General features: G+C 62.5%; 27 protein-coding genes and 4 tRNA genes. 14 read left to right on the forward strand and 17 right to left on the reverse strand.

Going from position 1 to position 25191, the window contains the following annotated elements:
- Window positions 1-2 precede the first annotated feature (2 nt).
- From secE to tuf, 5 genes are all read right to left on the reverse strand, one after another.
- On the reverse strand, window positions 3-206 hold the full coding sequence (secE, locus tag LB520_RS21315; protein ID WP_224638995.1) for a preprotein translocase subunit SecE: 204 nt from the start codon (window positions 204-206) through the stop codon (window positions 3-5).
- 493 nt (window positions 207-699) lie between these two features.
- The gene (locus LB520_RS21320; protein ID WP_224638997.1) at window positions 700-1431 is read right to left on the reverse strand and encodes a cysteine hydrolase family protein; all 732 of its coding nucleotides are present in this window, start codon (window positions 1429-1431) and stop codon (window positions 700-702) included.
- Window positions 1432-1760: 329 nt separating this feature from the next.
- Window positions 1761-1836: transfer RNA gene (locus LB520_RS21325), tRNA-Trp, on the reverse strand.
- Window positions 1837-1982: 146 nt separating this feature from the next.
- On the reverse strand, window positions 1983-2468 hold the full coding sequence (locus LB520_RS21330; protein ID WP_095765527.1) for a group II truncated hemoglobin: 486 nt from the start codon (window positions 2466-2468) through the stop codon (window positions 1983-1985).
- A 2005-nt stretch (window positions 2469-4473) separates the two neighbouring features.
- Window positions 4474-5649, reverse strand: a complete 1176-nt coding sequence (gene tuf, locus LB520_RS21340) for an elongation factor Tu (protein WP_095765516.1) — start codon at window positions 5647-5649, stop codon at window positions 4474-4476.
- A 228-nt stretch (window positions 5650-5877) separates the two neighbouring features.
- Here tuf and LB520_RS21345 point away from each other — a divergent pair, with 228 nt between their 5' ends.
- Window positions 5878-6765 carry a DMT family transporter gene (locus LB520_RS21345; RefSeq protein WP_140842891.1) on the forward strand — a complete coding sequence of 296 codons (888 nt, stop codon included), beginning with the start codon at window positions 5878-5880 and terminating at the stop codon, window positions 6763-6765.
- A 71-nt stretch (window positions 6766-6836) separates the two neighbouring features.
- On the opposite strand, the gene LB520_RS21350 is transcribed toward LB520_RS21345, so the two are convergent.
- The gene (locus LB520_RS21350; RefSeq protein ID WP_224532368.1) at window positions 6837-7094 is read right to left on the reverse strand and encodes a GlsB/YeaQ/YmgE family stress response membrane protein; all 258 of its coding nucleotides are present in this window, start codon (window positions 7092-7094) and stop codon (window positions 6837-6839) included.
- Window positions 7095-7224: 130 nt separating this feature from the next.
- Between LB520_RS21350 and LB520_RS21355 the strand changes: the two genes are divergently transcribed.
- Entirely contained in the window at window positions 7225-7680 is a 456-nt protein-coding gene (locus tag LB520_RS21355) for a YidB family protein (RefSeq protein WP_224639002.1), read from the forward strand.
- A gap of 71 nt (window positions 7681-7751) precedes the next feature.
- Here LB520_RS21355 and LB520_RS21360 read toward each other — a convergent pair.
- Together LB520_RS21360 and LB520_RS21365 are read right to left on the reverse strand one after the other, a co-directional pair.
- Window positions 7752-7825 (reverse strand) — tRNA-Gly (locus tag LB520_RS21360).
- 89 nt (window positions 7826-7914) lie between these two features.
- Window positions 7915-7999, reverse strand: a tRNA-Tyr gene (locus LB520_RS21365).
- A 199-nt stretch (window positions 8000-8198) separates the two neighbouring features.
- On the opposite strand from LB520_RS21365, the gene LB520_RS21370 reads away from it, so the two are divergent.
- Window positions 8199-9062 carry a TrmH family RNA methyltransferase gene (locus tag LB520_RS21370; protein WP_224639004.1) on the forward strand — a complete coding sequence of 288 codons (864 nt, stop codon included), beginning with the start codon at window positions 8199-8201 and terminating at the stop codon, window positions 9060-9062.
- A 65-nt stretch (window positions 9063-9127) separates the two neighbouring features.
- Here LB520_RS21370 and LB520_RS21375 read toward each other — a convergent pair whose 3' ends face one another.
- The 3 genes from LB520_RS21375 to gcl all read right to left on the reverse strand — a co-directional run bounded on the left by LB520_RS21375 (window position 9128) and on the right by gcl (window position 12737).
- The gene (locus LB520_RS21375; RefSeq protein ID WP_224639005.1) at window positions 9128-10027 is read right to left on the reverse strand and encodes a 2-hydroxy-3-oxopropionate reductase; all 900 of its coding nucleotides are present in this window, start codon (window positions 10025-10027) and stop codon (window positions 9128-9130) included.
- Between the two features lie 105 nt (window positions 10028-10132).
- The gene (gene otnI, locus LB520_RS21380) at window positions 10133-10930 is read right to left on the reverse strand and encodes a 2-oxo-tetronate isomerase (RefSeq protein WP_224639007.1); all 798 of its coding nucleotides are present in this window, start codon (window positions 10928-10930) and stop codon (window positions 10133-10135) included.
- 25 nt (window positions 10931-10955) lie between these two features.
- Window positions 10956-12737: a glyoxylate carboligase gene (gene gcl / locus LB520_RS21385; RefSeq protein ID WP_224639009.1), complete on the reverse strand. Its 1782-nt coding sequence runs from the start codon at window positions 12735-12737 to the stop codon at window positions 10956-10958.
- Between the two features lie 203 nt (window positions 12738-12940).
- On the opposite strand from gcl, the gene bhcR reads away from it, so the two are divergent.
- Entirely contained in the window at window positions 12941-13762 is an 822-nt protein-coding gene (gene bhcR / locus LB520_RS21390; RefSeq protein ID WP_140698754.1) for an HTH-type transcriptional regulator BhcR, read from the forward strand.
- Here bhcR and LB520_RS21395 read toward each other — a convergent pair whose 3' ends face one another.
- The gene (locus LB520_RS21395) at window positions 13763-14122 is read right to left on the reverse strand and encodes a hypothetical protein (protein WP_224639012.1); all 360 of its coding nucleotides are present in this window, start codon (window positions 14120-14122) and stop codon (window positions 13763-13765) included.
- Between the two features lie 204 nt (window positions 14123-14326).
- Between LB520_RS21395 and LB520_RS21400 the strand changes: the two genes are divergently transcribed.
- Window positions 14327-14695, forward strand: a complete 369-nt coding sequence (locus LB520_RS21400) for a hypothetical protein (protein WP_224639014.1) — start codon at window positions 14327-14329, stop codon at window positions 14693-14695.
- Between the two features lie 114 nt (window positions 14696-14809).
- Here LB520_RS21400 and LB520_RS21405 read toward each other — a convergent pair whose 3' ends face one another.
- The gene (locus LB520_RS21405) at window positions 14810-15121 is read right to left on the reverse strand and encodes a BA14K family protein (RefSeq protein WP_140842873.1); all 312 of its coding nucleotides are present in this window, start codon (window positions 15119-15121) and stop codon (window positions 14810-14812) included.
- Window positions 15122-15326: 205 nt separating this feature from the next.
- A complete protein-coding gene (locus LB520_RS21410) occupies window positions 15327-15494 on the reverse strand; it encodes a hypothetical protein (RefSeq protein WP_224639016.1) in 168 nt (55 codons plus the stop codon).
- 151 nt (window positions 15495-15645) lie between these two features.
- Here LB520_RS21410 and LB520_RS21415 point away from each other — a divergent pair.
- Together LB520_RS21415 and LB520_RS21420 are read left to right on the forward strand one after the other, a co-directional pair.
- Window positions 15646-15721 (forward strand) — tRNA-Thr (locus LB520_RS21415).
- Between the two features lie 111 nt (window positions 15722-15832).
- Entirely contained in the window at window positions 15833-16033 is a 201-nt protein-coding gene (locus LB520_RS21420; RefSeq protein WP_224608917.1) for a DUF2905 domain-containing protein, read from the forward strand.
- Between the two features lie 27 nt (window positions 16034-16060).
- Here LB520_RS21420 and LB520_RS21425 read toward each other — a convergent pair whose 3' ends face one another.
- On the reverse strand, window positions 16061-16675 hold the full coding sequence (locus LB520_RS21425; RefSeq protein WP_224639018.1) for a TetR/AcrR family transcriptional regulator: 615 nt from the start codon (window positions 16673-16675) through the stop codon (window positions 16061-16063).
- A 93-nt stretch (window positions 16676-16768) separates the two neighbouring features.
- On the opposite strand from LB520_RS21425, the gene LB520_RS21430 reads away from it, so the two are divergent.
- The 5 genes from LB520_RS21430 to LB520_RS21450 are packed head-to-tail and all read left to right on the forward strand — an operon-like array spanning window position 16769 to window position 21313.
- The gene (locus tag LB520_RS21430; RefSeq protein ID WP_224639021.1) at window positions 16769-17851 is read left to right on the forward strand and encodes a spermidine/putrescine ABC transporter substrate-binding protein; all 1083 of its coding nucleotides are present in this window, start codon (window positions 16769-16771) and stop codon (window positions 17849-17851) included.
- An 8-nt stretch (window positions 17852-17859) separates the two neighbouring features.
- Window positions 17860-18705 carry an ABC transporter permease gene (locus LB520_RS21435; protein ID WP_224639030.1) on the forward strand — a complete coding sequence of 282 codons (846 nt, stop codon included), beginning with the start codon at window positions 17860-17862 and terminating at the stop codon, window positions 18703-18705.
- A 2-nt stretch (window positions 18706-18707) separates the two neighbouring features.
- Complete coding sequence (locus LB520_RS21440; protein WP_095767592.1) at window positions 18708-19490, forward strand: ABC transporter permease; 783 nt, start codon at window positions 18708-18710, stop codon at window positions 19488-19490.
- Window positions 19487-20551 carry an ABC transporter ATP-binding protein gene (locus LB520_RS21445; protein WP_224639031.1) on the forward strand — a complete coding sequence of 355 codons (1065 nt, stop codon included), beginning with the start codon at window positions 19487-19489 and terminating at the stop codon, window positions 20549-20551. The genes LB520_RS21440 and LB520_RS21445 overlap by 4 nt, the downstream gene beginning before the upstream one ends.
- Window positions 20552-20554: 3 nt before the next feature.
- A complete protein-coding gene (locus LB520_RS21450; protein ID WP_224639033.1) occupies window positions 20555-21313 on the forward strand; it encodes an MBL fold metallo-hydrolase in 759 nt (252 codons plus the stop codon).
- A gap of 19 nt (window positions 21314-21332) precedes the next feature.
- Here the strand turns inward: LB520_RS21450 and LB520_RS21455 are convergent, their stop codons facing one another.
- Entirely contained in the window at window positions 21333-21497 is a 165-nt protein-coding gene (locus LB520_RS21455) for a hypothetical protein (protein ID WP_224532355.1), read from the reverse strand.
- Window positions 21498-21739: 242 nt separating this feature from the next.
- Between LB520_RS21455 and LB520_RS21460 the strand changes: the two genes are divergently transcribed.
- Window positions 21740-22513 carry an NAD kinase gene (locus LB520_RS21460; RefSeq protein ID WP_224639036.1) on the forward strand — a complete coding sequence of 258 codons (774 nt, stop codon included), beginning with the start codon at window positions 21740-21742 and terminating at the stop codon, window positions 22511-22513.
- A 290-nt stretch (window positions 22514-22803) separates the two neighbouring features.
- A complete protein-coding gene (locus tag LB520_RS21465) occupies window positions 22804-24345 on the forward strand; it encodes a DEAD/DEAH box helicase (protein ID WP_224639038.1) in 1542 nt (513 codons plus the stop codon).
- A 93-nt stretch (window positions 24346-24438) separates the two neighbouring features.
- Here the strand turns inward: LB520_RS21465 and LB520_RS21470 are convergent, their stop codons facing one another.
- A complete protein-coding gene (locus tag LB520_RS21470; RefSeq protein WP_224532353.1) occupies window positions 24439-25047 on the reverse strand; it encodes a hypothetical protein in 609 nt (202 codons plus the stop codon).
- Window positions 25048-25191: the final 144 nt, after the last annotated feature.

The raw sequence follows: 25191 nt of genomic DNA on the forward strand, positions 1-25191 counted from the left end.
AATTAATGCCCGAGACCCAGGATCCACTCGATCGCATAGCCCATCAGAATATCGGCAGCGAAGAAGAACAGCGTCGCGATCACCGCGAATATCAGGACCATCACGGTCGAGATCATGGTTTCGCGCCGCGAAGGCCATGTCACCTTGGCCGTCTCCGCGCGAACCTGCTGGAGAAAGGTGAAGGGATTAGTGGTTTTCGAAGCCATGCGCCGCCTGTTTTCGAGACCCGTTGGCCGGGCCTCCTGGATGATCCCGCTGACCGGGACGTGCCGCCTGGGCTCCATGCGGCGCGAATCAGCGCCGCTATTTCACCCACGCAAATCAGACGCGTAAAGCCGGCTTCCCAGCTCCACGCGTCGCGTGTCTGTCTTGTCTACATAAAACCGATTCTTAATCCACGCAAGTGGCAAGGGTCCGCTTTATGTCTCAACGCCGCCTCGGAACCATCCAGTCGTCCCGTCCCGGCTATACGGGGCTTATGCCCCAATTCCTGCCATATGGCAAGCCTTCCGCCGATTTTCAACCGCGGAGCGGCCGCTGCGGAGCCTTGAAGGTCTCGCATATGACGATTTCAGAGATTGAGCTTAGATCCAGGAGCGAGGAACCGGTCCGTCGGCTGGAGATCTTGACGGGTTCGGGTCGACGATGTGGCTACCGGAAGAGAAGGCGCGGTTCGTGGCGATACGCCGCCTCCTCAGCTCATTCGGCTAGTTCAAGACGTCCCTGAACTCGCTCCTCGATCGCCTTCAGGAAATCGTCGGACGTCGATGTCCATCCAAAGAGTATCTGCACGAGCGTGATCGAGGCTTCATGATTGCTCCTTGATGCGTCCCAGGCGATGGGCTCGCTGGTGCAATCCGTCAGCAGTGTGCAGTGGTAGTCCCTGAAGAAGGCATCCCGAATTGTCGATTCCACGCACACGCTGGTCGTGCATCCTGTCACGATGAGGTGTTTGATACCTGCGGTTTTCAGAACAGAATCGAGTTCGGTCTCGTAGAAACCGCTGAACCGCGTTTTGTAGACGACCACATCCCCTACCTCTGGCTTGAGGTCGTTAACAATATCCGTTCCCCAGGTGTCGCGGATCAGAATCCGGCTCTCGCTGCCATCCGGGGCCGTGATGCTCTCACCGACCCCAAAGATCTGGAGATGTCGGAGACGATTGGGGGCGTCCGATGTTCCGAGGTCCGAGAGGTCGGAATGATACCCCATCTTCAGATAGATAACCGGCACTCTCAAACCGCGAGCGGCAGCTATTACTCTGGCCGTAGGGCCGACAGCCCGTTGAATCCCGGAGATATCGATTCCGGCTCTGTCGAACATTCCACCTTGCGAGCCGAAGTCATTCTGCATGTCCACGACGAGAACTGCGGCGTTAGCAAGATCAATCGAAATAGGTTGAGGCTTCGCGTCGATGACCAGGGGATGCATTTTTGTCCTCCCACCAGAAAGAGGTGCCGCTCTTTGCGCCCTTGGCTATCAAGACCCGCCACCTACGTTGCGTCAAGAAAGGGGAGAGTTACATCCCTGCTTGGCGGCCTAAGAACGGCGGTTGCAGTCAAGCGCTAGGGACGAAACCTTACATCGTTGGTCTTAAGGCGCAACGATTTTGCCACTCACAGGCCCGCGACACGGGCCGGCAGGTAGATGACCTCAAGGGCCGGCAGACGGGCGGAAGAAAAGGCTGATTTCGGCGATCGAGAGGGCGGTTGCCAGATACCTGCCCTCTTGGTTGCCAGATACCTGCCCTCTTGAAGGAATGGCACGGGCAGCAGGGCTCGAACCTACGACCTGCGGTTTTGGAGACCGCCGCTCTACCAACTGAGCTATGCCCGTGCATGCGCTTGTTCGGCGCAGGCGCTTCCTAAAAGCTTCCGTGCGCTCTGTAAAGAGCACTCTGCAGTGGTTTTGAAACCCTTTGCCGGAAATCTGGATTCCATTACCGCCGGCGACCGATCGCGCTCGCCAAACAACCCCCGCGCCTAGGACTTGCCGGCCGGCGGCTTGTATGGCCCGCCCGGCACGCCCCAGCCCCAGGCGGGCATCGGCTCGGTCTCGGGATCGCAGGTCTCGCCCAGATTCGAGTTCATCTTCGCCAGCCGCGATCCCCATTCGACATAGCCCATGAAGGCCGAGCGGAACTCGGGGTCATCGGGCAGGCCGACCTCATCCGCCGCGTCGGCAAGGAGATTGATCCAGCGGCGGCGCTGCTCCTCGGTCAGATGCTTGCCGAGATGATGCATCACCATCTCGCGATGGCCGCCATGCTTCTCGCTGTAGGTCTTCGGGCCGCCGAAGACCTCGCCGATGAAGGCGGCGACATGCATCGGGTGATCCGGCGACATCATCCTGAACACCGGCCCGACGACCGGATCCGCCGCCACCTTGTCATAAAAGGTCCGGGTCAGCCGGTTCAGCGCCTCGCTGCCGCCGGCCCATTCGTACAAAGTCGGGATGTCCTCGCTCATCGCCGCTCCTCCCTGTGCATACAGCAAGATAGCGGCAGCGCCCTGCCCCGCTCAACCTGCCTCGATGGCCAGTGCGCAGCTAGAGCATGATCCCGAACCGAAGGTCAGCGAATGCAAAAAGTGGAAACCGGTTTTCGGAGAAGATCATGCTCCAACAAAGAGTTAGATCAGGATGGCGATTCACCGAAACGTCATCCTGATCTACAGCTTCGCCGGCGCCTTCGCCTCGGCATCGGCGGACGGAAGAGCCCGGCAATTGTCCGGCCTGGGTGCGGATCTGCAAATGGTGGCGCCCGTCAGCGCGTCCACCGATTGCGGTCCGGTCGTCAGCCCGAATGTCTTCAGTTCGTCCCGGCTGAGTTCCCTGTGCTTTGCATATTCGGCCGACTGCATGGCGGCGAAAAAGCCCGAGCCGACCGCCATCTCGTCGAGATAGGCCCCGACCTTGTCTTCCATGCCCATGGAATGCACGAGGAAGTGCGCACCGGCGCCAACGAGGCGCCGGACGCCGCCGGCGACCATCACCGCGCAGGCGGCGTCGCATTCGGCGCCGGCATCTATGGTGAGCCCGGCATGGAGACCGTCGGCCGCGACGCACCCCACGGCGCCCGGATCGCAGTCGAGAAAATCCGTTCGGGCGACCGCGATATCCAAGCCGTGCTCGCGGATCAGCCTGCCCGCGGCGAGCGCAGCCTGCACATCTCCACCCGGCGAGTTGATTACGACCGGCAACCGGCGCTCACGGATCGTGTCGAGCAGTTGGCGCAGCTTGTCGGCCGTATCTGCGGCGATCGTGCCTTCCGCCGAAATCCATTCCGGACAATCGGGATTGCAGAGCGTGTTGCTGCCGCGAACAAGAACGAAACGCATCTGCTGTTCGTGGGCTTGCGGCGCCGGCGCTGTATAAGAAGGTCCGGCCTCTACTGCCGCGACCGCGACGGGCGCGCCGTTCGCGGGAATCTCGCGACAATTCGCCGGTGCCGGATGGCGCTGGCAAATGGTTCTCTCGGTCAGCAGATCGAGCGAATCGAGGCTGGTCACGAGCTTCATCTCCAGCATGTCGTCGGGCTCGATCTGCCTGATGTCGCTGGCAGGTGTGGCCTTCATCACGCCCAGCACGCCCTGCTCGACGCCCATCTCCTTCAAATAGGCCGACAGCCGCTTCTCGATCGCCTTGCTCATCTCATAGGTCTTGTAGCTGCCGGCATTCTTGCGGCTGACGATCCTGGTGCCGATGATCTTCTTCTTGCCGTTCACAACCCGGTAGGTGGTGCGGTAGAGCAGTTTTTCGCGCTGGTAGGTGGTGGTGATCTGATGGACGCCGAGATAGGCCCATTCGCCGACGACGCGGTGGATGCCGCCGGCAAACATCAGCGGACAGGCCGAATTGCACATCGCACCGCTGTCGTAAGCGACGCCGGAATAGGGCTGACCCTTGCCGTCATTGTCCCGGCAATTTTTCGTCCCCGGCGAGCAGCCGGAAAATTCCGTGATGCCGACCGCGATATCGAGCTTGTTCTTGCGGACCATGCGGCCAAGCTGGAGCGCGGCATCGACGTTGCCGCCGGGAGAATTGACGACGATGGGCAATTGCCGCCCGCCGAGCGTCTTCAGCAGGCGTTTCAGTAGCGCCGGCGTGCCGGCCTCGATCGTGCCTTCGGCGGAGATCCATTCCGGGCAGTTCGGCTCGCAGCCCGGCGCGCTGCTGCGCACCACGACGAAGCGCATGGTCGGACCGTAGTCCGGCGGCTCTTCCTTTGCGCCGGCGCCGAAGGCGGCCAGCCCCATCGCGGCGGCCAATCCCAGCCGAAGCAGCCCGCGCCAACACCGCATGGTCTTTGAACGGAATGTGGAAACCACGTCTCGCAAGCCCCTCGGTGCAACCATACTAGTTGCGGCGCCGGTGGTTGCAACAGAATTGAAAAGGGCTTGGCAGCACTGCTTCAAACAAAAGGGCGGCCCGAAGACCGCCCTTTCCTTGTCGAACCGGCAAAAGCCGGATCGATTATTCCTTGATGGTGACGACGATGCCGGCACCGACGGTGCGGCCGCCTTCACGGATGGCGAAGCGCAGCTTCTCTTCCATCGCGATCGGCACGATCAGCTCGACGTCGACGGTGATGTTGTCGCCGGGCATCACCATCTCGGTGCCGGCCGGCAGCGTCACGATGCCCGTCACGTCCGTCGTGCGGAAGTAGAACTGCGGACGGTAGTTGGTGAAGAACGGCGTGTGACGGCCGCCCTCGTCCTTGGTCAGGATGTAGGCTTCGGCCACGAACTTCTTGTGCGGCTTGACCGTGCCGGGCTTGGCCAGAACCTGACCGCGCTCCACGCCTTCACGGTCGACGCCGCGCAGCAGCGCGCCAATGTTGTCGCCGGCCTGGCCCTGGTCGAGCAGCTTGCGGAACATCTCAACGCCCGTGCAGGTCGTCTTGGTGGTCGGACGGATGCCGACGATCTCCAGCTCCTCGCCGACCTTGACCACGCCGCGCTCGACGCGGCCGGTCACAACCGTGCCGCGGCCCGAGATCGAGAACACGTCCTCGATCGGCATCAGGAACGGCTTGTCCAGCGGACGAACCGGCGTCGGGATATAGGCGTCGACCTGCGCCATCAGCTCGCGGATGGCGTCCTCGCCGATGGTCTTGTTGGAATCTTCCAACGCAGCCAGCGCCGAACCCTTGACGATCGGAATGTCGTCGCCGGGGAACTCGTTCTTCGACAGAAGCTCGCGAACCTCGAGCTCGACCAGCTCCAGCAGCTCGGCATCGTCGACCTGGTCGACCTTGTTCAGGAACACCACGATCGAAGGAACGCCGACCTGGCGGGCAAGCAGGATGTGCTCGCGGGTCTGCGGCATCGGACCGTCGGCGGCCGAAACCACCAGGATCGCGCCGTCCATCTGCGCGGCACCCGTGATCATGTTCTTCACATAGTCGGCGTGGCCGGGGCAGTCGACATGGGCATAGTGACGGTTGGCCGTCTCATACTCGACATGCGCCGTCGAGATCGTGATGCCGCGCGCCTTCTCTTCAGGTGCCGCGTCGATCTGGTCATAGCGCTTGTATTCGCCAAAATACTTCGTGATCGCCGCCGTCAGCGACGTCTTGCCATGATCGACGTGACCGATCGTGCCAATGTTCACATGCGGCTTGGTGCGCTCGAATTTACCTTTTGCCATAGTCTCTTTCCTTGGACGGCCTTGACCTTCAGTTCAGTCGAATGCGGGGCGATTAGCGACAACGGCTGAAAAACACAAGTACCTTGTGGCTGAGCGGATTCTTGCTCGACCCGAACCAATGGTCGATTTCGGTGGGATATGGCGCGGATATAGGGCTGCCACATGTAAAATCAAAGGCTCCGGGCTGGCCCATTGCCGCCACGACGCCGCTCTGATCTTGTTCGCCGGATGCAGTTCATTCCATCCAATATCCGCGGCCCGCTGTTTATGATCGTCTCGACGGGGTCCTACCTCGTCAACGACACGATGATGAAGCTCGCCACCGTCGGATTGCCACCCTATGAAGTTCTCCTGTTGCGGGGTGCTGCCGCCACGCTGTGGGGCGTGCCGCTGCTTCTGATGCTGGGTTATGCCAGGCAGATCCCCCTGCTCTTCGAACGCAAGGTGCTGCGCCGCAACTTGTTCGAGCTGCTGGCGATCCTGTGTTACGTCGTCGCTTTAGCCAACATGCAGATCGCGGATTCCACCGCGCTCGGGCAAGTCACGCCGCTCATCGTGCTGGTCGGCTCCTCGATGCTGTTCGGCGAAAAGATCGGCGCCACGCGCATGGCGCTGATCGGCCTTGGCTTTGTCGGGGCGCTCATGGTGGCGCAGCCGACCATGCAGGGCATTTCGGTTTATGCGCTGCTGGCGCTCGGCAACGCCGCCTTCGCGGCGGTGCGCGACCTTGCCGGGCGCAAGGTGGGCGCCGAAGTGCCGGGCATGATCGTCGCCATCTCCGCGGTCGTGGTGGTGCTGGCCGGCTCAGGCGCGGCGCATCTCGTCTCCGAACAATGGGTAATGCCCGAAGGACATCATCTGCTCCTGATCGCCGGAGCCGGCCTGTTCCTGATCTTCGGCCATTTCTTCATCTTCATGGCCTACCGGGTCGGGCCGACAAGCGCGGTCGCGCCCTTCTATTACTGCTTCACCGTCTGGGCGGTCATTTCGGGCCTGCTGGTGTTCGGACAATTTCCTAACGCGCTCGCGGTCTGCGGCATCCTGCTGGTGCTAGCCAGCGGTCTCGCCATCGTCTCGCTCGACGAAAGAAAACGCCGGCTGGCCATGGTCGCCTGACGGCGCGCCTCCAGCCTGGGTCGACCCGACCGGGTCGATCTCCAGCAGCCTACTGGCTGATCCCTGGCCTTCTACAGCGTGCGCTTGCCGGAAATCTGGTGATAGGCCCAAAGCACGACGATCGAGCCGATCACGGCCACGATCAGGCTCCAGATGTTGAGACCGGTGACACCCGACGAGCCGAAGGCGCTGAAGATCAACCCGCCAACGATGGCGCCGACAATGCCGAGCACGATATCCATGATCATGCCCTGGCCTGTCTTGTTGACGATCTTGCTGCCGATGAACCCGGCGATAAGGCCGAGAATGATCCAGCTGATGATGCCCATAATTCCCTCCAAAATTCCCCCGCCGCGCCATCATGGTCACATGATTGTCAAAAGCTCAAGTCAGCTTGAAATTCTGCCTGTTTGCGCCATTCTGGGGCCGGGCGGACTTGGCTGGACAAGGAGATCCATTATGGGCCTTTTCGACAATGCCGTTCCGGGCGGCAACATCACCAAACCCCTGATGATCGCGCTCGGCGCGCTTTTGGTCGGCAAGATGCTGAGCGGCAGAAGCGAAGAGGCGGCCGCGCCGCAAGCGCCGGCGCCGACGCCTGCGGGAACTGACGTGTCCGCCGATGGCGGCCTGCTCGGCGGTCTCGGCGGCCTGCTCGACAAGCTCAAGAACGCTGGCCACGGCAATGTCGCCGACTCCTGGGTCGGCACCGGCCAGAACAAACCGATCAACCCGGGTGATCTCGGCTCGGCGCTTGGGCCCTCGGTGATCCGCGAGATCGCGCAGCGCACCGGGATGAGCGAGCAGGAATTGCTGCAGCAGCTCTCCACGGCGCTGCCCGGCATCGTCGACAAGCTGACGCCGAACGGCCAAATCCCGCAGCACCATCAGGTCGTTTCAGCCTTCAACAGCTAGGGAAGTGGCCTGCTAGCGCGCCGCGTGCCACGGCGCGCGGCGTTTCATTTGAGGATTCGCGGGAAGAAATCTGGAGCGGGTAGCGGGAATCGAACCCGCATATTCAGCTTGGAAGGCTGCTGCTCTACCACTGAGCTATACCCGCGCCTTGCACTGAGGTACCGGATTCATCCGAAAAGTGCCATGCAATTTTCGGTCCGAGACTTGTTCGTTTCAGGGCTTCCGGGCCGGCAGTGGTGGAGAGGGTTGGATTCGAACCAACGTAGGCTAAGCCAACGGATTTACAGTCCGTCCCCTTTAACCACTCGGGCACCTCTCCAGTCTGCCGCCGGAGCCATGCAACGAGGCATTTCCGCCGATCCGGAGCCCGAGTAAGATCTTCTCCGAAATCAGCGAAGCGCCTTATGGCGGCAAGGCCGGTGGGTGTCAACCGGCGCGGCCAGGGTTTTTCGAGGATGTTCGGCATTCATTTGGCCAGCCCATATCCTTAGCCGGACGGGACGGCTATAGAGGCCGCCATGAGCGACGATAAAAGCAACAAGTCCGGCACGCGCAAGGACACCCACTACGCCAAGCTGAGGCGCGCGCATCGCGACCAGAAGGCGGGCGGGCCGCCGGCATTCCGGCCGCGCCAGCCGGTGCCGCCGGGCGAGGCTGCCGCCGACGGGCTGGTGCGGCTTTACGGCCTGCATACCGTGCGGGCTGCGCTCGACAATCCGCGGCGCAAGATCAGGAGGATGCTGGTGACGCGCAACGCCGCCGAACGGCTGGCGATCGGCGACCTTGCCGCCCTGCCCTTCAAGGCCGAGCTGGTCGAACCGAAGGACATCGACAGGATCACCGGATCGGACGCCGTGCATCAGGGCGTGCTGATCGAGGCCGAGCCGCTCAAGCCGAAGCGTCTCGACGCGCTTGGCGACACTAAGCTGGTGCTGGTGCTCGACCAGGTGACGGATCCGCACAATGTCGGCGCCATACTGCGCTCCGCCGTCGCCTTCGGTGCCGGCGCGCTGATCACGACCGCCCGTCACAGCCCGCAGGAATCCGGCGTGCTGGCGAAATCCGCTTCCGGCGCGCTCGAGCATATCGACCAGATCGAGGTGAAGAACCTCGCCGATGCGCTGGGACAGCTGCACGAGGCCGGTTTCCAGACCATCGGGCTCGATTCCGAAGGGCCGGCCGAACTGGAGAAAACCTTCGCCGGCGAGAGGATCGCGCTGGTGCTGGGCGCGGAAGGCAAGGGCCTGCGCCAGAAAACGCGCGAGACGGTGACGACGCTCGCCCGCCTGGACATGCCCGGCGCCATCCACTCGCTCAACGTCTCGAACGCGGCGGCGGTGAGCCTTTATGCGGCGAGGAAATTCATAGCGAGTAGGGAGTAGCGAATAGCGAATAGCGAATATTCGGGACACGATCCTTCGGCCCCGCACCCCCTATTCGCTACTCCCTACTCGCTATTCGCCTTCGCCACTTCATGCCCCGCCATCCGCTCCAGCGCCCTGACCAGCGCGGAGTGATCCTCCTTGGCGCCGCCATTGGCGGCGCAGGAATTGAAGAGCTGCTGCGTGGTCGAGGTGTTGGGCAGCGACACACCGAGCGCCTTGGCGCCTTCCAGCGCCAGGTTGAGGTCCTTCTGGTGCAGCTCGATGCGGAAACCGGGCGCGAAGGTGCGTTTGATCATGCGCTCGCCATGCACTTCGAGGATGCGCGAGGCGGCGAGCCCGCCCATCAGCGCCTGCCTGACCTTCGCCGGATCGGCGCCCGCCTTCGAGGCGAAGACCAGCGCTTCGCCGACCGCTTCGATAGTCAGCGCGACGACAATCTGGTTGGCGACCTTGGTGGTCTGGCCGACCCCGTTCGGACCGACCAGCGTGATGTTCTTGCCCATTTTCTCAAACACTGGCTTGGCGCGCTCGAAGGCCTTTTCCTCGCCGCCGACCATGATGGTGAGCGAGGCCGCCTTGGCGCCGACCTCGCCGCCCGACACCGGCGCGTCGAGATAGTCGCAACCGAGTTCGTTGATCTTCTTGGCTAATTCCTTTGTCGCAATCGGCGAGATCGAGCTCATGTCGATGACGAGCTTGCCCTTGGTGAGACCGGAAGCGACGCCGCTCTCGCCGAACAGAACGTCGGCGACCTGGGGCGTGTCGGGAACCATGGTGATGATGATGTCGGCGGCCTTGGCCACGGCGTTGTGGCCAGAAACGGTCTTTAGGCCCCTGGCGAGGAGGTCGGCGGGCGGCTTGGAGCGATGGTCGCTGGCGATGACCGTGTAGCCGGCATCGAGCAGATGCCCCGCCATCGGCGCGCCCATGATGCCGAGGCCGATGAAACCGATGGTTTCCATTGGTGTTGCTCCTGAAAGCTTGTTCTAACTCATCGAAGGCCGGCGCTGCCCCTCATCCGCCTGCCGGCACCTTCTCCCCGTATTGAGACGGGGAGAAGGAAGCTCTTAAGCCGCCGCGCTCCCCTGCCCGGCGAATTCCTTGAACCAGCCAAGCCCGGCCTCGGTCCCTGCCTTGGGCTTGTATTCGGCGCCGATCCAGCCGGAATAGCCGAGGCGGTCGATGTGGTCGTAGAGGAAGGGATAATTGATCTCGCCCGTCCCCGGCTCGTGACGGCCGGGATTGTCCGCAAGCTGGATATGCGCGATGCGGCCGAGGTTGGCCTCGATGGTACGGGCGAGATCCCCCTCCATGATCTGCATGTGGTAGATGTCGTATTGCAGGAAGATATTCTTCGAGCCTACGCGATCGATCAGCGCCAGAGCCTGGTCGGAATAGTTCAGGAAGAAGCCCGGGATGTCGCGGGTGTTGATCGGCTCGATCAGCAGCCTGATGCCGGCCTGCTCCAGCTTCTCGGCCGCGAAGGCGAGGTTTTCGGCAAAGACGTCTTCCAGCGCCGTGCGGTCGGCGCCCTGCGGCGCGATGCCGGCAAGACAGTTGATCTGCTCGCAGCCCAGCACACGGGCGTAGGTGATCGCCTTGGCGACGCCCTGGCGGAATTCCGGCACGCGGTCCGGCAGCACGGCAATCCCGCGTTCACCCTTTGCCCAGTCGCCGGCCGGCAGATTGAACAGAACCTGTGTCAGGCCGTTCTTCTTCAGCCGCGCCGCCACGACATCCGGGGCATGCTCATACGGGCCGATATATTCGACGCCCTTGAAGCCCGCGCGGGCAGCGGCATCGAAACGGTCAAGGAACTCGTGCTCGCCGAAGAGCATCGAAAGATTGGCTGAAAAACGCGGCATTCTTTTCTCCTTCGTCCGCCTGAACTCAATCCAACATCATGATGGCCGTCGGCGCATCCTCATTGCGCTCGGCAAGCTCCTCGAATTCGGTGACCTTGTCGATTTCAGTGCCCATGGAAATGTTGGTGACGCGCTCGAGGATGAATTCCAGCACGACCGGAACCTGGTGCTCCTTCATCAGCCGCTGCGCCTCCTTGAACGCGCCGGCGAATTCCTCGGGCTTCGTCACGCGGACCGCCTTGCAGCCCATCGCCTCCGCCACCGCGACATGATCGACGCCGTAGCCCGCCTCCGGATCGCCTGCACGGTTGACGTTCTCGAAGGCGAGGCTCACCTCATAATCCATCGAGAAGCCGCGCTGCGCCTGGCGTATGAGGCCGAGATAGGCGTTGTTCACGACGACGTGGATGTAAGGCAGCTTGTGCTGGGCACCGACTGCCAGTTCCTCGATCATGAACTGGAAATCATAGTCGCCGGAAAGCGCGACGATGTCGCGATCCGGATCCGCGGCGCGCACGCCGAGTGCCGCCGGCAGTGTCCAGCCGAGCGGGCCGGCCTGGCCGCAATTGATCCAGTTGCGCGGCTTGTAGACATGCAGGAACTGCGCGCCGGCGATCTGCGACAGGCCGATCGTGGTGACATAGGTGGTGTCGCGGGCAAACGCCTTGTTCATCTCCTCATAGACGCGCTGCGGCTTCAGCGGCACCTGCTCGAAATGCGTCTTGCGCTTCATGGTCTTCTTGCGCTGCTGGCACTCTTTCGCCCAGCCCGACCAGTCGCGCAGTTTGCCGGCCGTGCGCCATTCGGTGGCGACGTCGAGCAGGATCTTCAGCGCGGCGCCCGCATCCGAGACGAGGCCTAGATCCGGCGCGAAGACACGGCCGATCTGCGTCGGCTCGATGTCGACATGAATGAATTTTTTCCCCTTGGTGTAGACGTCGACCGAGCCGGTGTGGCGGTTGGCCCAGCGGTTGCCGATGCCGAAGACGAAGTCCGCCTCAAGCATCGTCGCATTGCCGTAGCGGTGCGACGTCTGCAGGCCGCACATGCCGGCCATCAGCCGGTGGTCGTCGGGGATCGCACCCCAGCCCATCAAGGTCGGAATAACCGGCACGCCGGTGACTTCCGCGAACTCGATCAAAAGATCGGAAGCGTCGGCGTTGATGATGCCGCCGCCGGCGACGATCAGCGGCTTTTCAGCCTCGTTGAGCATCGCCAGGGCCTTCTCGGCCTGGGCACGCGTTATCGCCGGCTTGAAGGGAGCGAGCGGCTCATAGGCGTCGATGTCGAATTCGATCTCGGCAAGCTGCACGTCGACCGGCAGGTCGACCAGAACCGGCCCGGGCCGCGAGGAGCGCATCAGATGGAAGGCCTTCTGCAGCGCCATCGGCACCAGGTAGGGCTCCATGACAGTGACGGCCCATTTGGCGACCGGTGCTGCGATCGAGGCGATGTCGACGGCCTGGAAATCCTCCTTGTTGAGGCGCGCGCGTGGAGCTTGACCAGTTATGCATAAGATCGGAATCGAATCCGCCGAGGCCGAATAGAGGCCGGTGATCATGTCGGTGCCGGCCGGACCGGAAGTGCCGATGCAGAGCCCGATGTTGGCGGCCTTGGCCCGCGTATAACCTTCGGCCATGTGCGAGGCGCCTTCGACATGGCGCGCCAGCACATGGCGGATGGTGCCGCGCGCCTTCAGCGCCGAATAGAGCGGGTTGATCGCCGCGCCCGGAACGCCGAAGGCATTGGTGATGCCTTCCTTTTCGAGAACGAGAACCGCAGCGTCGACAGCGCGCATCCTGGCCATGGCAAGCCTCCATTTCGTTGGTTGGCTTGAGAATGCCAGTGTGCGTTCGATTTTTCAATTTTTTCAGAATATTTTTTCATTTCTAGAAAACCGCCGTTATCGTCTGATTTCGCTTCACTTTTCCTTTTCCAAAAAATCGCTCATGGCCACTACTGAAAAACTTTTTCATTGCATGCGATGTCAAATCGGCGAGAATGGCCGGTATGGAAACGACGGAAAAACGCCAGCGCGGCCGGCCGCGCGCCTTCAACGGCCCATCCGAAGCGGCCTCGGTGCAGTCGCTCGACCGGGCGCTGCGGATCCTGGCCATCGTCGCCGAGGCCAGCGGCTTGTCGCTGAGCGAGATCGCGGCGCAAAGCGGCATTGCCGCCTCGACCGCCTACCGCATGCTGACGACGCTGGAAAACCACGGGATGGTCGAGTTCGATACGACCGATCAGCTCTGGTCGGTCGGCGTCGAGACTTACCGCATGGGCGCAGCCTTCCTGCGCCGGCGCAAGCTGGTCGACCGCGCCCGCATCGTCATGCAGGAATTGATGGAAAAGACCGGCGAGACCGCCAATCTCGGCGTCGCCGAGGACGATTGCGTCGTCTTCGTCAGCCAGGTCGAGACGCACCAGGCGATCCGCGCCTTTTTCCGGCCGGGCACGCGCAGCCCGTTCCATGCTTCCGGCATCGGCAAGGCGGTGCTGGCGCATCTCGAGCCCGAACGGGTCGCGGCAATACTGCGCAAGGCGGGCCTGCAGCGCTACACCGACAAGACGCTTTCCGACATCTCGGCGCTTGCCCATGATCTGGCCGTTATCAAGCATCGCGGCTGGTCGGTCGACGACGAGGAGCGCCACCCCGGCATGCGCTGCGTGGCCGCCGCCATCTTCAACGAGTTCGGCGAGCCGCTCGGCGGCGTTTCGGTGTCCGGACCGACGGTGCGGGTCACGCCTGAGCGGCTGGCCGAGATCGGTCCGCTGGTGCGCGACGCCGCGGTCGAGGTGACGAAGATGATCGGCGGCGTGAAAGCCTACTAGCTAAGACGCGCCCGGCAATGCGCTCTTTGCCGATATGTCGAAGAAATCGAGCAGGATGGCCAGCGCGACGCCACAGGCCGCGAAAATGAGGCCGGCGAGGAATATCCGACTGGCGCGGTCATGAATGCTTCGCTGCAAGGATTTGATGTCGAGCAGAATGGCCAGCGCCCGGATCTGCAGCGCAATGCCGACCAGGATCGGCACCACGGCAATCAGATGGTAGGTCTGCCATGGGATGGGGTTGGCCGCCCAATGGGTGATGAAGCCTAGCGAGAACGCCAGCAGGATGCCGACGATTGTGATGGTGCCGTTGCGGAAAACCGGTTCGACCCGTTCGTCCCTAGGATCCTGATTGTTCAAGCGACCCTCCCCTCGATTGCCGTCAAAGCCAGACTAAACGCTTGCAAAATCGCTGTACATCGTTGGTTGCTCAGCCAGGCAGGCCGGCCATACCAGGACGGACGCCGGACTTGACCGGTCTTGCCGCGGCGTCGGAATGCATGCCAAAGGGCACGGATGCGGAAAACACTTTACCTCCTATCCGCCGCTTCCCTTTGCGGATGCATGGCGGCGGCACCGCCGGTCGAGCCCATAGCCAGCCCCAGCAGCAACCCGCTGGTCGATCCCGTCCCGATATCGCTGGCGATGGAAGAGATCATCACCGCCGGCGTCCGCCAGCATTTGAAGAACCCCATCGCTGCCAGGTTCGGAACCATGCTCGCCGGAGAACGCACGTTGAACGGCCGCCACGAAGTGGTGGCGTGCGGCTATGTCGACGACAAGGGCTCTCCCGGCGGCAGCGAGCCATTCATCGGCAAGATCTATCCCGATGCCGGAAACAGCTTTGAACTGGTTGCGATAAATGACGTTTCGGTCATCGGCGCCTGCAAGGCGGCGGGATTGTCAATGCCGGAGCTGAAGCCCAATTCCTGAATTGCTGGAGGCCGAAATGCCGTTCGCTTCACATCAAGCCAATCAGGCGAATGCTCAACGCAAGAAAAGGGGCTGCGGGCAGCCCCTCTTTCCAGCCGTTTGTTCAGCTCTCTCCTAGAGCCTGCAATAACGCGGGCCGTCGTAGCTCATATAGGTGTCGGTGCGCTCGTCGTAGCTGGCGTAGCGGGCATAGCAGCGGCGGACGTGGATCGAGTCGTAGCCGTCGTCTTCGACATAGACGCTGCGGGGCTGCTGCTGGGCAAGCAGGCTGCCGAGAACGAAACCGCCGACGCCGGCGGCGATGCCGATGCCGAGCTCGCGGCGGTGATGATGGTCGTGGGCGGCCGAGGGCTGGACGGTGCCGACGAGCGAGCCGGCAGCGACGGTGGCGGCGATGAGGCCGGAAACGATGGTGCGCTTGAACATGACGATCTCCTGTTTCGGTGGAGAGGCGAACCATCCGCCTCTTGATCGTCTGTCGCTGCGGCCCGGAAAAAGGTTCGAAATATTTTCGCGATTTTTTTCGCCGGGATTGAGCGAATAGGGAGTAGCGAATAGCGAGTAGGGAAAGCGGGGACATGCTGAATGCAAATCCCCTATTCGCTACTCACTATTCGCTACTCGCTCTCTTTCACCCCATCCTCGTCACGTGCCTCAGCCAGAAGGCCAGCACGATGAAACCGATGAAGGTGGCGACGCCGGTCCAGTCGATGTTGGCCTTCTTCAGATCGCTGATGACCTTCACCAGCAGAAGCCAGGTCACGACGATGAGCGGCAGGATAATGACGAATCTGATCATGCGGCACCCGGTTCGATGCTATTGCACCTGACTGAGATGTAGGAAGCGGCGCGCCGCTTTTCAGCATGCCGGCCAAGCCACGGCATCCATTGGCAGCCCAAAACGGAGTTTTGTCTTTACTGGCGCACGAAATGTGCTACCGGAGCGCCGTGCCCTTGTAGCTCAGCTGGTAGAGCAGCGGTTTTGTAAACCGAAGGTCGCGGGTTCGATCCCTGCCGGGGGCACCATCCTGTAGCGGAGACGCCCGCAATGCCCTTCGAACAAACGCTGTTCGCGAGCGCACGCGGCTGAGCACGCCGGTTATAATCGCTAGTGGCGTGACGCAGACGCGGGGAAGCATGTCGCGAACCCTGATCATCGTTGGTCTCTGTTTGGTTGCCGTAGGTCTGCTATGGCCTTGGGTGGGCCGGATCGGCCTTGGCCGGCTACCAGGCGATATCGTGATCGAGCGCGAGCATTTCAGGCTCTACGTTCCCATCACCACGGGAATACTGATCAGCGTCGTGGTCTCGGCGATCCTGTGGCTGATCAACCGTTAGGGGCGCTTCGGCGGCAGCGATTTCGCTTCACACCCCAACCGCAGCCACCAGCACCCTGTTCTGCCTTCGTATCGCCGCGCGCAGTTCCGGTATCTTTGCCTCGTCGCGCTTCACGAACTCGATGAACATCATGTTCATGTTGTTGAAGATCAGCTCGCCCACCGCCGGGCCGTCGATGTCCGAGCGCACCAGGCTGAGCTCCTGGAGGCGGACTATCAGCGCGCTGATCTGCCTGGTCAGTTCCCGGTCGAGGGCGGTGTAGGCCTGGCCGAAGGGGCTGTCAGGCAGTTGCGTCGAGATCGCCATCGCCTGGCGCCACATCTCTTTGCTCAGATAATTCAGCGAGTGCTCGATATAGATGCCGATCAAAGTGTCGAGCGCGTCGCCGACATTGGCGGGCGGGCTGGCCACCACCCCTCGCCCGGCATTCAACACCTCGTTCACTTCCATCGACACGATGGCGCCGAGAATGTCGCCTTTGTTCTGGTAGTAGTTGTAGATCGTGCCTATCGAGACTTCGGCCTGCGCTGCGATCGCCTCGATCTTGGCGCCTTCGTAGCCGGCCTCGCGGAACAACTCCGTCGCCGCATCGATGATGCGCCTGTGCCGGTCCGCCTTCTGCCGTTCGCGCAATCCGCTCATATCGGCCTCTCTGCCACAAAATCATAATTGACTCAATTTTAGAATTGGTTCAACTTTTCTTCCAACAAGCCAGCAAGGCAGGGAGAACACTCGATGACCATCACCGCCCGGACTCCGCATTTCACCCTGAAGTCTTATCTCGTAGCGGCCTGCGCGACAGCCGCGTTGGTGCTCGCAGCCAGTGCTGCCCAGGCCGCCGATCTCAACGCTTTGATCTGGTGCGATCATTCCGATCCGGCGCTGCTGCAGCCCTTCGAGGAAGCCAACAACGTCAAGGTCAACGTCAAGGAATTCGAAGGCACCGGCGCGGGGCTGGCCATCGTCGACCAGTCGCAGCCCGGCGACTGGGACGTGATGGTGATCGATAGCATCGACGTGCCGCGCGGCGTCGAGAAAGGCCTGTTCGAGCCGCTGCCCGAGAACAAGCTGCCCTTCGCCGACCTCTTCCCCGAAGTGAAGATGGACAAGTCCACCATCGTCGACGGCAAGCGCTACGGCATCACCGAAAAGTTCGGCTATAACACGATCGGCTTCAACAAGACCAAGGTCGATCCGGCCGACATGCAGTCGCTGGCCTCGCTCACCAGCGACAAATACAAGGGCAAGGTCGCGATCTACGACTATTACCTGCCGGTGATCGGCATGGCCGCTCTGGCCATCGGCAAGAAGACGGCCGACCTCACCGAGGCCGACCTTCCTGCCCTCAAAGCCGAGCTGCTCAAGATGAAGGCCAATGCCAAGCTGGTCGGCGAGGTCACCGCCAGCCAGACGGCTCTTGCCACCGGCGAGGTGGATATCTTGGTCGGCGGCGGCGAATGGGTGACGGCGGGGCTCGCCAAGGAAAATCCGGCGCTCGACTTCTCGATCCCGAAGGAAGGTGCTGTGCTCTGGTCACAGTCGCTCGCCATGTTCAAGGATTCCAAGAACAAGGACATGGCGCTGAAATTCATCCAATACATCCTGAGCCCCGAGGGCCAGGCGCGGCTTGCCACCTCTTCCTGCTACTGGGGCATGCCTTCGAACAAGAAGGCGGCGCTGACTGATGATCAGAAGAAGATCCTGCGCTTTGACGAGCAGCCCGGCTTCCTTGCCCGCGCCCAGGCCTATCCGGCGCCGAACGCCGATCTCGATAAGAAGATGCAGGATATGTGGACCGAGATGCTGCAGGCGCAGTAAACCGGCCGATGACATCAGCGGGAAACAAGTCGCGTGCCCTGCCCTGGGCGCTGGTCACGCCGGCGCTGGCATGGACATGCGCTTTCTTTGTGCTGCCCTTCATCGCCATGGGGTTTTCCAGCCTGACGGCGCATGAAGGCGGCGGCTTCACGCTGGCCAATTACAGCCAGTTCTTCACCGACGCGTCCTACTGGCGGGCGATGGTGAACTCGCTGGAGGTGACGGCGATCGTCACCGTCATTTCGATCCTGCTTGCCTATCCCTTTGCCTGGATTCTTGCCGAGATGGTGCCGGAACGCTGGCAGCGGCTGGCGTTGATGCTGGCCGTGCTGCCGTTCTGGACCTCCTATGTCGTGCGCTCCTATTCCTGGCTGCTGGTGCTGGCGCAGAACGGCGTCATCAACCGGGCGCTTACCGGTATCGGCCTGATCGGCGAGCCGCTCCAGCTTGCCAACACGCGTTTCGCGACCGTCACCGGCTTCGTGCATTTCTTCGTCATGTTGTTGACGCTGACGATCTTCGCCAATCTGAAACAGCTCAGCCCGAGCTACCGCAAGGCTGCCGCCGATCTCGGCGCCGGGCCGGTACGCACCTTCCTGCATGTGGTGCTGCCGCTGACCTTGCCCGGCATCATGGTGGGCGCCTTCCTCACCTTCGTGGTCTGCATCGGCGACTACATCACGCCGCAGATCCTCGGCGGCAACAACGAGCTGGTCATGCCGCAGCTCGTCATGATGCAGATCGGCCGCCGCGGCGACTTCCCGTTGGCTTCGGCGCTGTCGATCATCCTGATGGCTGTGGTGACCATCGCCTATCTTGCCTGCGCCCGCTGGCTGAAGATCGAGCGGGCCTGACCATGCGCGCCGCCATCCGCCTCGCCGCCTGGGTCTACGCCATCGCGATATACGGCTTCATCTTCCTGCCGGTGATCGTGCTGGTGCTTTTCTCGCTGCAGGCCACGTCTTTCCCGATCCCGCCCTTCACCGGCCCGTCGCTGCGCTGGTATCAGGCGGTGCTGTCGGATGCGAGGCTGACCTCGGCGCTCCTCAACTCGCTGCTTGTGGCGGTGCTCTCCTCGCTTGCCTCCGTCACGCTCGGCTTCCTCTCAGCCTGGGGTTTCGCCCGCTTCGTGCTGCCGGGCTCGGCCATCCTGCGCGGCCTGATCACACTGCCGCTGACCGTCAGCTATCTCATCATCGGCATGGGCCTGCTGGTGCTGTTCAACTGGGCCGGTGTGCCGAAATCGCTGCTCGCGGCCGGCATCGGCCATGTCGTGATCAACCTGCCGCTCTGCTTTGCCATCATCTACAGCCAGATGGGCGACCACCAGATCAACATCGAGCGCGCCGCACGCGACCTCGGCGCCGCCGAGTGGAAGGTGCTGCTCATGATCACCGTGCCGGTCATGGCGCCGGCGATCTTCGCCGGCTTCTTCCTGTCGATGACCTTCTCCTGGGATGAGTTCGTCATCTCCTTTCTGCTCACCCGCTTCGAGACGACGCTGCCCGTGGAGATCTGGAACCTGCTGCGTTCCGGCCTCAATCCCAAGACCAATGCCGTCGGCTCGCTGGTCTTTGCCGTCTCCATCGTCCTGGTGGTGCTTTTCGAGCTGACGCTGTTGCGGAGAAAGCCGGCATGAGCGCGCCCTTGGTCGATATCCGCAATGTCTCGCATCGCTTCGGCCAGCTATCGGTGCTGAAGAACGTCTCGCTGGCGATCGAGCCCGGCAGCTACACGATCCTGCTCGGACCATCCGGTTCCGGCAAGACGACGCTGCTTTCGATCCTCGGCGGCTTCGTCACGCCAAGCGAGGGCAAGGTGTTCATCCGCGGCGCGGATTGCACCGCGGTGCCGCCGGCGAAGCGCCCGACCACGACGGTGTTCCAGGACTACGCGCTGTTCCCGCATATGAGCGTCGGCAGTAATGTCGGCTTCGGGCTGCGCATGCAAGGCGTAGACGGCGCGACCCGGGCGGCCAAGGCGCGCGAGGCGCTTGCCCTCGTCGGGCTGGCGGCCGCCTTCGACAAGAAGCCGCATCAGCTCTCCGGCGGGCAGCGCCAGCGCGTGGCACTCGCCCGCGCGCTGGTCATCGAGCCGGCGGTGCTTTTGCTCGACGAACCGCTCGGCGCGCTGGACCTGAAACTGCGCCGGCAGATGCAGGATGAGTTGAAGGCGATCCAGAAGCGCGTCGGCACCGCCTTCATCCATGTCACGCACGATCAGGAGGAAGCGATGGCGCTGGCCGATCATTGCGTGGTGATGAATGACGGCCGCATCGAGGACGAAGGTCCGCCCGAGCGCGTCTATGCGCGGCCCGCGACGCGCTTTTCCGCCACTTTCATGGGCGAGAGCACGATTCTTGCCTGCACCGTGACTGAGGCGAGGAACGGGATCGTCACGGCCTCGACGGCGTTGGGGTCGATTTCACTGCCAGGTGCATCACCTGCCGGCGCCAAGGTCACGCTCGCCATCAGGCCCGAGCATATCGCCCTCGGCGAAGCGAAGAGCGATGTCGCGCTCGGCACGGCCAAGGTCGGCGATGTCGTCTTCCAGGGCAGCTTCAAGCGTGTGCTGGCCATCTCGACGCAGGATACCGCGCTACAATTCATCGCCAAGGTGCCCGCTTCCGCCACCGTCCGGGCAGGCGACACGATCCCGGTTTCGTGCAACGTTCAAGACATCATCCTGCTGGCGGACTGATCCATGGGCACGCTCCCGGTCATCGAGGCTCCGGACTGGTACGAAACCATCCGCATGGGCGACGACATCACGCTCATCCATGAGCCGTGGATAAAACCGTTCTTTCGCTGCAACATCTGGCATGTTCGCGGGCGCTACCGCGACCTGTTGTTCGATACCGGCCTCGGCCATTTCAGCCTGAAACACCATGTGCCGCTGGTGAGCGAGCGCAAGCTGACTTGCGTCGCCAGCCACACGCATTTCGACCATATCGGCTGCCATCACGAATTCCCGGACCGCTGCGTGCACTCCGCCGAAGCGGCAATCCTTGCCGATCCACGCAATGAATGGACGGTGGCGGACCGCTACGCCAATGAGGAGATGTTCGACGGCGCGCCGGTGGGCTGGGATACGGCGCGCTACCGCATCCTGCCCGCGCCGGCGGGCCGGCTGCTCGAGCATGGCGATGTGGTCGACCTCGGCGACCGCGCCTTCGAGGTCATCCACACACCTGGACACTCGCCCGGCGGGATCGCGCTTTATGAGAGAAAGACCGGCATCCTGCTGTCCGGCGACATCGTTTATGACGGGCCGCTGATCGACGACGTCTATCACTCCGACATCGACGACTATGTCGAGACGCTGCTTGCGATGCGCGACCTCGACGTCTCGGTCGTGCATGGCGGCCATTTCCCGAGCTTCGGCAAGGTGCGCTACCGGCAACTCATCGATGAGTATGTCGCCGGCAAACGCAAGGCCGGGTGCCACTTGCAGAGCGGCTAAGCGATCAGGGAAGCGAAGCCTACAGCGCCCTTTGCGGGCAAAGTGTTCCCGTGGCGTCGCCGCAGCGGGAAGCTGTCGGCTGCGGCCGCTGGCTCATCTCTTCGGAATGACGCACCAGCTCGGCGAACATCAGCGCGAAACTTCCCATCATCAGGAAGACTATGATCAGACGCGTTACCGGCAATAGACAGGTCTCTCGACTGGCTAGCCCCCGCCAACCCATCCACTGTCGGCTAACATGATCGATCCGGCTTTACGAGTGTTTAAGCTTCGCCTTAACCATAGCAGCCATCACATTCATGTCGCGGCTGTCACGAAGCGCGATTGTCGGGTGTGACCGCCAGCTGGCGCACCCTTCACAGATGTGGGCGCCGCATGCTACGCCGTCGCCGGCGCGGCCCCGCAGACGGTCGCCCTCCGGGAGCCATGAGCAAAACCGCCAGCCGTTTCGCCTTCGTTTCTTCCGACACCGACGACGCCCGCGCGGCGTTGGAAAGCCTGTCCGCGCGCTATGGACAGGTGCCTGTCGCGGATGCCGAGATCATCATCGCGCTCGGCGGCGACGGCTTTCTTCTGCAGACGCTGCGCGAGACGATGAGCACGGGCAAGAAGGTCTACGGCATGAACCGTGGCACCATCGGCTTCCTGATGAATGAATATCGCGCCGGCGGCCTCGAGGAACGGATCGCCAACGCCGTCTCCGAGACGATCCGGCCGCTGGAAATGGTCGCCGTGACGCATGACGGCGAAACGATTTCGGCGCCGGCCATCAACGAGGTGGCGCTGTGGCGCCAATCCTATCAGACGGCGAAGATCCGCATCACCGTCGACGGCCAGGTGCGGCTGGAGGAGCTGAACTGCGACGGCGTGATGATCGCGACGCCCGCCGGTTCCACCGCCTACAATCTGTCGGCGCATGGGCCGATCCTGCCGCTCGATGCGCCGCTTCTGGCGCTGACGCCGGTCAGTCCTTTCCGGCCGCGCCGCTGGCGCGGCGCGCTGCTGTCCAACAAGGCGACGGTGCGCTTCGACATCCTGGAAGCCGAAAAGCGCCCGGTGAATGCCGCCGCCGACCACACCGAGGTCAAGGCCGTGGCTTCCGTCACCGTGCGGGAATCGCCGACCGCGACGGCAACTTTGCTGTTCGATCCGAACCATTCCTGGAACGAGCGTATCCTTGCCGAGCAGTTCCGCTACTGAGCCGGCGCAAGGATATTGTTTCGATCAATGCATATCGCCCAAAAGCGCGCAACGGTTTTGGGCATACGGCGTGATCAAGCAAAGATGTAAAGCGCGGAGCCTCAAACCGGTTCAGCGCGACGCGCTAAGCATCGCGATTAAGGTTACGGCTTCACAATCGCTGTATTTCGGTCCGTTTCTGTTGACAAATCGAGGGCTTGCGCCTAACTGCAACACCGATCTTGCAGGCGCGCGGCGCCTGCCGCGGCTACTGTGTCGCGATTTTCCCAACCAACAAAGACAACAAACACTTGTCCTCAGACACCACGATCGCTCAAGAAGCGTTGACATTCTCAGACCTCGGCTTGTCGCCGAAGGTTCTCTCCGCGGTCACCGATGCCGGCTACACCACGCCGACGCCGATCCAGGCCGGCGCCATCCCGCATGCGCTTCTCGGCAAGGACGTGCTGGGTATCGCCCAGACCGGCACCGGCAAGACCGCTTCGTTCGTGCTGCCGATGCTGACGCGCCTGGAAAAGGGCCGGGCGCGAGCCCGCATGCCGCGCACGCTGATCCTCGAACCGACCCGTGAGCTCGCCGCGCAGGTCGAGGAAAACTTCATCAAATACGGCAAGAACCACAAGCTCAATATCGCGCTGCTGATCGGAGGCGTCTCCTTCGACGAACAGGACAAGAAGCTCGAGCGCGGCGCCGACGTGCTGATCGCGACGCCCGGCCGCCTGCTCGACCACCGCGAGCGCGGCAAGCTTCTGCTCAACGGCGTCGAGATCCTCGTCATCGACGAGGCCGACCGCATGCTCGACATGGGCTTCATTCCCGATATCGAGCGCATCTGCGAGATGATCCCGTTTACGCGCCAGACGCTGTTCTTCTCGGCGACCATGCCGCCGGAGATCACCAAGCTCACCGAGAAGTTCCTGCACGCGCCGGTGCGCGTCGAGGTTTCGAAGGCCGCCTCCACGGCAACCAGCATCACGCAGCGGCTGGTCAAGTCCGGCTCGAAACCCTGGGAAAAGCGCGAGACGCTGCGCAATCTGATAAAGGCCGAAGACGCCGATCTGAAGAACGCCATCATCTTCTGCAACCGCAAGGTCGAGGTGTCGGAGCTGTTCCGCTCGCTGTTGAAGCATGATTTCGATGCCGGCGCGCTGCATGGCGACATGGACCAGCGCGCCCGCATGCAGATGCTCGCCAATTTCCGCGACGGCAAGCTGCGCTACCTCGTTGCCTCGGACGTCGCAGCGCGCGGTCTCGACATTCCCGATGTCAGCCATGTCTTCAATTATGACGTGCCCATCCACGCCGAGGATTACGTCCACCGCATCGGCCGCACCGGCCGCGCCGGACGCGCAGGCAAGTCCTTCACCATCGCCACCCGCTCCGACACCAAATATGTCGACGCCATCGAGAGGCTGATCGGCACCAAGATCGAGTGGCATGACGGCGACCTGTCGACCGTGACCGAGAGCGAGGGCGAGGAGCAGCCGCGCCGCGGCCGCGGCGCCCCGCGTCGCGCCGGCCGCAAGGACGAGGACCGCAAGGATCGGGGCGAGCGCAAGAAGGACCGTCACGCCAAGCGCGACGAGACGCCCGACGCCCCGCGTGAGGAACAGCCTGTCGCCGAAGTGGCCGACATCGCCGAGCGCCGCGCCCGCAAGGACGCGATCCGTTCCGAGAACGAGCGCAAGGGCCCTGGCAGCCGTCACGAGCAGCGCGGCGACGCCCGTCCGCAGCGCGACCGCCCCGGCCGCCATCGTCAAGAAGAAGACGACGCAACCGTCGGCTTCGGCGACGACGTGCCGGCCTTCATGCGGATCGTCGCGAAGGTCTGAAGCCGATATCAGGGTAGCCTGAATTGAAAACGGCCCCACACGGGGCCGTTTCGTTTTTGGCTTCGCCTGAAGCAATCCAGCCAAAGGCGATGCCTACATCGGACCCGGCATCATCTTGGTCGGCTTCTCAAGCATCGGGAACTCGGCCTTGCTGCATTTCACGTTCGGGTTCGTCGGGCTGAACATGCCGTTCGGATTGTCCCTGAACAGCCATGCATGCAGGTCGTAATGGACGAACTCCCTCGGAATGAGCGGGTAGTGGCCTTCCATCGGCCCCATGAATTTCTGCCCGAACAGCGTCGGCACCTCCTTGGTGTCCGGCGTCAGCGGCACCAGCCATTCCACCCCGACCAGCTTCAAGCCTTTCTTGGTCGGCTCGTAGATCAGGACGTTGGGCTTCATCGGGTCGAGCGGCTTGCCGACGCTCGGAACGTTGACGAAATGGATGCCCATCGCGCCCTTCTGATAGTACATAGCGCCGTCTATCTTCTCGCCGCCATAGTGGATGCAGCCGACGGTCGACAAATAGAGGTCGCGAACAGCGGCGGTGTAATCTTCATACTTGGCCAGCGATTTCTTCAAGGCTTCAATGTCGGCCTTGTTGGCGTCCTCTGCCCGGGCCGAAGCGAGCCCGAACGATGTGCCGATAAGACATGTCAAAACGAGGACGCCGCAGCGCCCCAAGCGAGCTGTTCTTGTCATGCATTCCTCCCAGATTCTCTTGATCTGGCCGTGCAAGACCGGGGCGGTAGATGTTGATTGCGCGGCCGATTGACCGCCCCATCCCCTCTGGAACAGCAGAATGTTAGTCCTTTCCCCGGTTCTGGAAAAGCATTAATTAGAACA

It is taken from the genome of Mesorhizobium sp. CA12, from assembly GCF_020165255.1.
Classification (GTDB): Bacteria; Pseudomonadota; Alphaproteobacteria; order Rhizobiales; family Rhizobiaceae; genus Mesorhizobium.

Bases quoted from the DNA above. Each gene is read 5' to 3' on its own strand.
- LB520_RS21430 (WP_224639021.1), top strand. From the start codon at position 16,769: ATGACCATCACCGCCCGGACTCCGCATTTCACCCTGAAGTCTTATCTC.
- gcl (WP_224639009.1), bottom strand. From the start codon at position 12,737: ATGGCCAGGATGCGCGCTGTCGACGCTGCGGTTCTCGTTCTCGAAAAG.
- LB520_RS21460 (WP_224639036.1), top strand. From the start codon at position 21,740: ATGAGCAAAACCGCCAGCCGTTTCGCCTTCGTTTCTTCCGACACCGAC.
- LB520_RS21410 (WP_224639016.1), bottom strand. From the start codon at position 15,494: ATGATCAGATTCGTCATTATCCTGCCGCTCATCGTCGTGACCTGGCTT.
- LB520_RS21435 (WP_224639030.1), top strand. From the start codon at position 17,860: ATGACATCAGCGGGAAACAAGTCGCGTGCCCTGCCCTGGGCGCTGGTC.
- secE (WP_224638995.1), bottom strand. From the start codon at position 206: ATGGCTTCGAAAACCACTAATCCCTTCACCTTTCTCCAGCAGGTTCGC.
- tuf (WP_095765516.1), bottom strand. From the start codon at position 5,649: ATGGCAAAAGGTAAATTCGAGCGCACCAAGCCGCATGTGAACATTGGC.
- LB520_RS21345 (WP_140842891.1), top strand. From the start codon at position 5,878: ATGCAGTTCATTCCATCCAATATCCGCGGCCCGCTGTTTATGATCGTC.
- LB520_RS21440 (WP_095767592.1), top strand. From the start codon at position 18,708: ATGCGCGCCGCCATCCGCCTCGCCGCCTGGGTCTACGCCATCGCGATA.
- LB520_RS21330 (WP_095765527.1), bottom strand. From the start codon at position 2,468: ATGAGCGAGGACATCCCGACTTTGTACGAATGGGCCGGCGGCAGCGAG.
- LB520_RS21450 (WP_224639033.1), top strand. From the start codon at position 20,555: ATGGGCACGCTCCCGGTCATCGAGGCTCCGGACTGGTACGAAACCATC.
- LB520_RS21355 (WP_224639002.1), top strand. From the start codon at position 7,225: ATGGGCCTTTTCGACAATGCCGTTCCGGGCGGCAACATCACCAAACCC.
- LB520_RS21375 (WP_224639005.1), bottom strand. From the start codon at position 10,027: ATGGAAACCATCGGTTTCATCGGCCTCGGCATCATGGGCGCGCCGATG.
- LB520_RS21370 (WP_224639004.1), top strand. From the start codon at position 8,199: ATGAGCGACGATAAAAGCAACAAGTCCGGCACGCGCAAGGACACCCAC.
- LB520_RS21320 (WP_224638997.1), bottom strand. From the start codon at position 1,431: ATGCATCCCCTGGTCATCGACGCGAAGCCTCAACCTATTTCGATTGAT.
- LB520_RS21420 (WP_224608917.1), top strand. From the start codon at position 15,833: ATGTCGCGAACCCTGATCATCGTTGGTCTCTGTTTGGTTGCCGTAGGT.
- LB520_RS21405 (WP_140842873.1), bottom strand. From the start codon at position 15,121: ATGTTCAAGCGCACCATCGTTTCCGGCCTCATCGCCGCCACCGTCGCT.
- bhcR (WP_140698754.1), top strand. From the start codon at position 12,941: ATGGAAACGACGGAAAAACGCCAGCGCGGCCGGCCGCGCGCCTTCAAC.
- LB520_RS21445 (WP_224639031.1), top strand. From the start codon at position 19,487: ATGAGCGCGCCCTTGGTCGATATCCGCAATGTCTCGCATCGCTTCGGC.
- LB520_RS21400 (WP_224639014.1), top strand. From the start codon at position 14,327: ATGGCGGCGGCACCGCCGGTCGAGCCCATAGCCAGCCCCAGCAGCAAC.
- otnI (WP_224639007.1), bottom strand. From the start codon at position 10,930: ATGCCGCGTTTTTCAGCCAATCTTTCGATGCTCTTCGGCGAGCACGAG.
- LB520_RS21425 (WP_224639018.1), bottom strand. From the start codon at position 16,675: ATGAGCGGATTGCGCGAACGGCAGAAGGCGGACCGGCACAGGCGCATC.
- LB520_RS21470 (WP_224532353.1), bottom strand. From the start codon at position 25,047: ATGACAAGAACAGCTCGCTTGGGGCGCTGCGGCGTCCTCGTTTTGACA.
- LB520_RS21350 (WP_224532368.1), bottom strand. From the start codon at position 7,094: ATGGGCATCATCAGCTGGATCATTCTCGGCCTTATCGCCGGGTTCATC.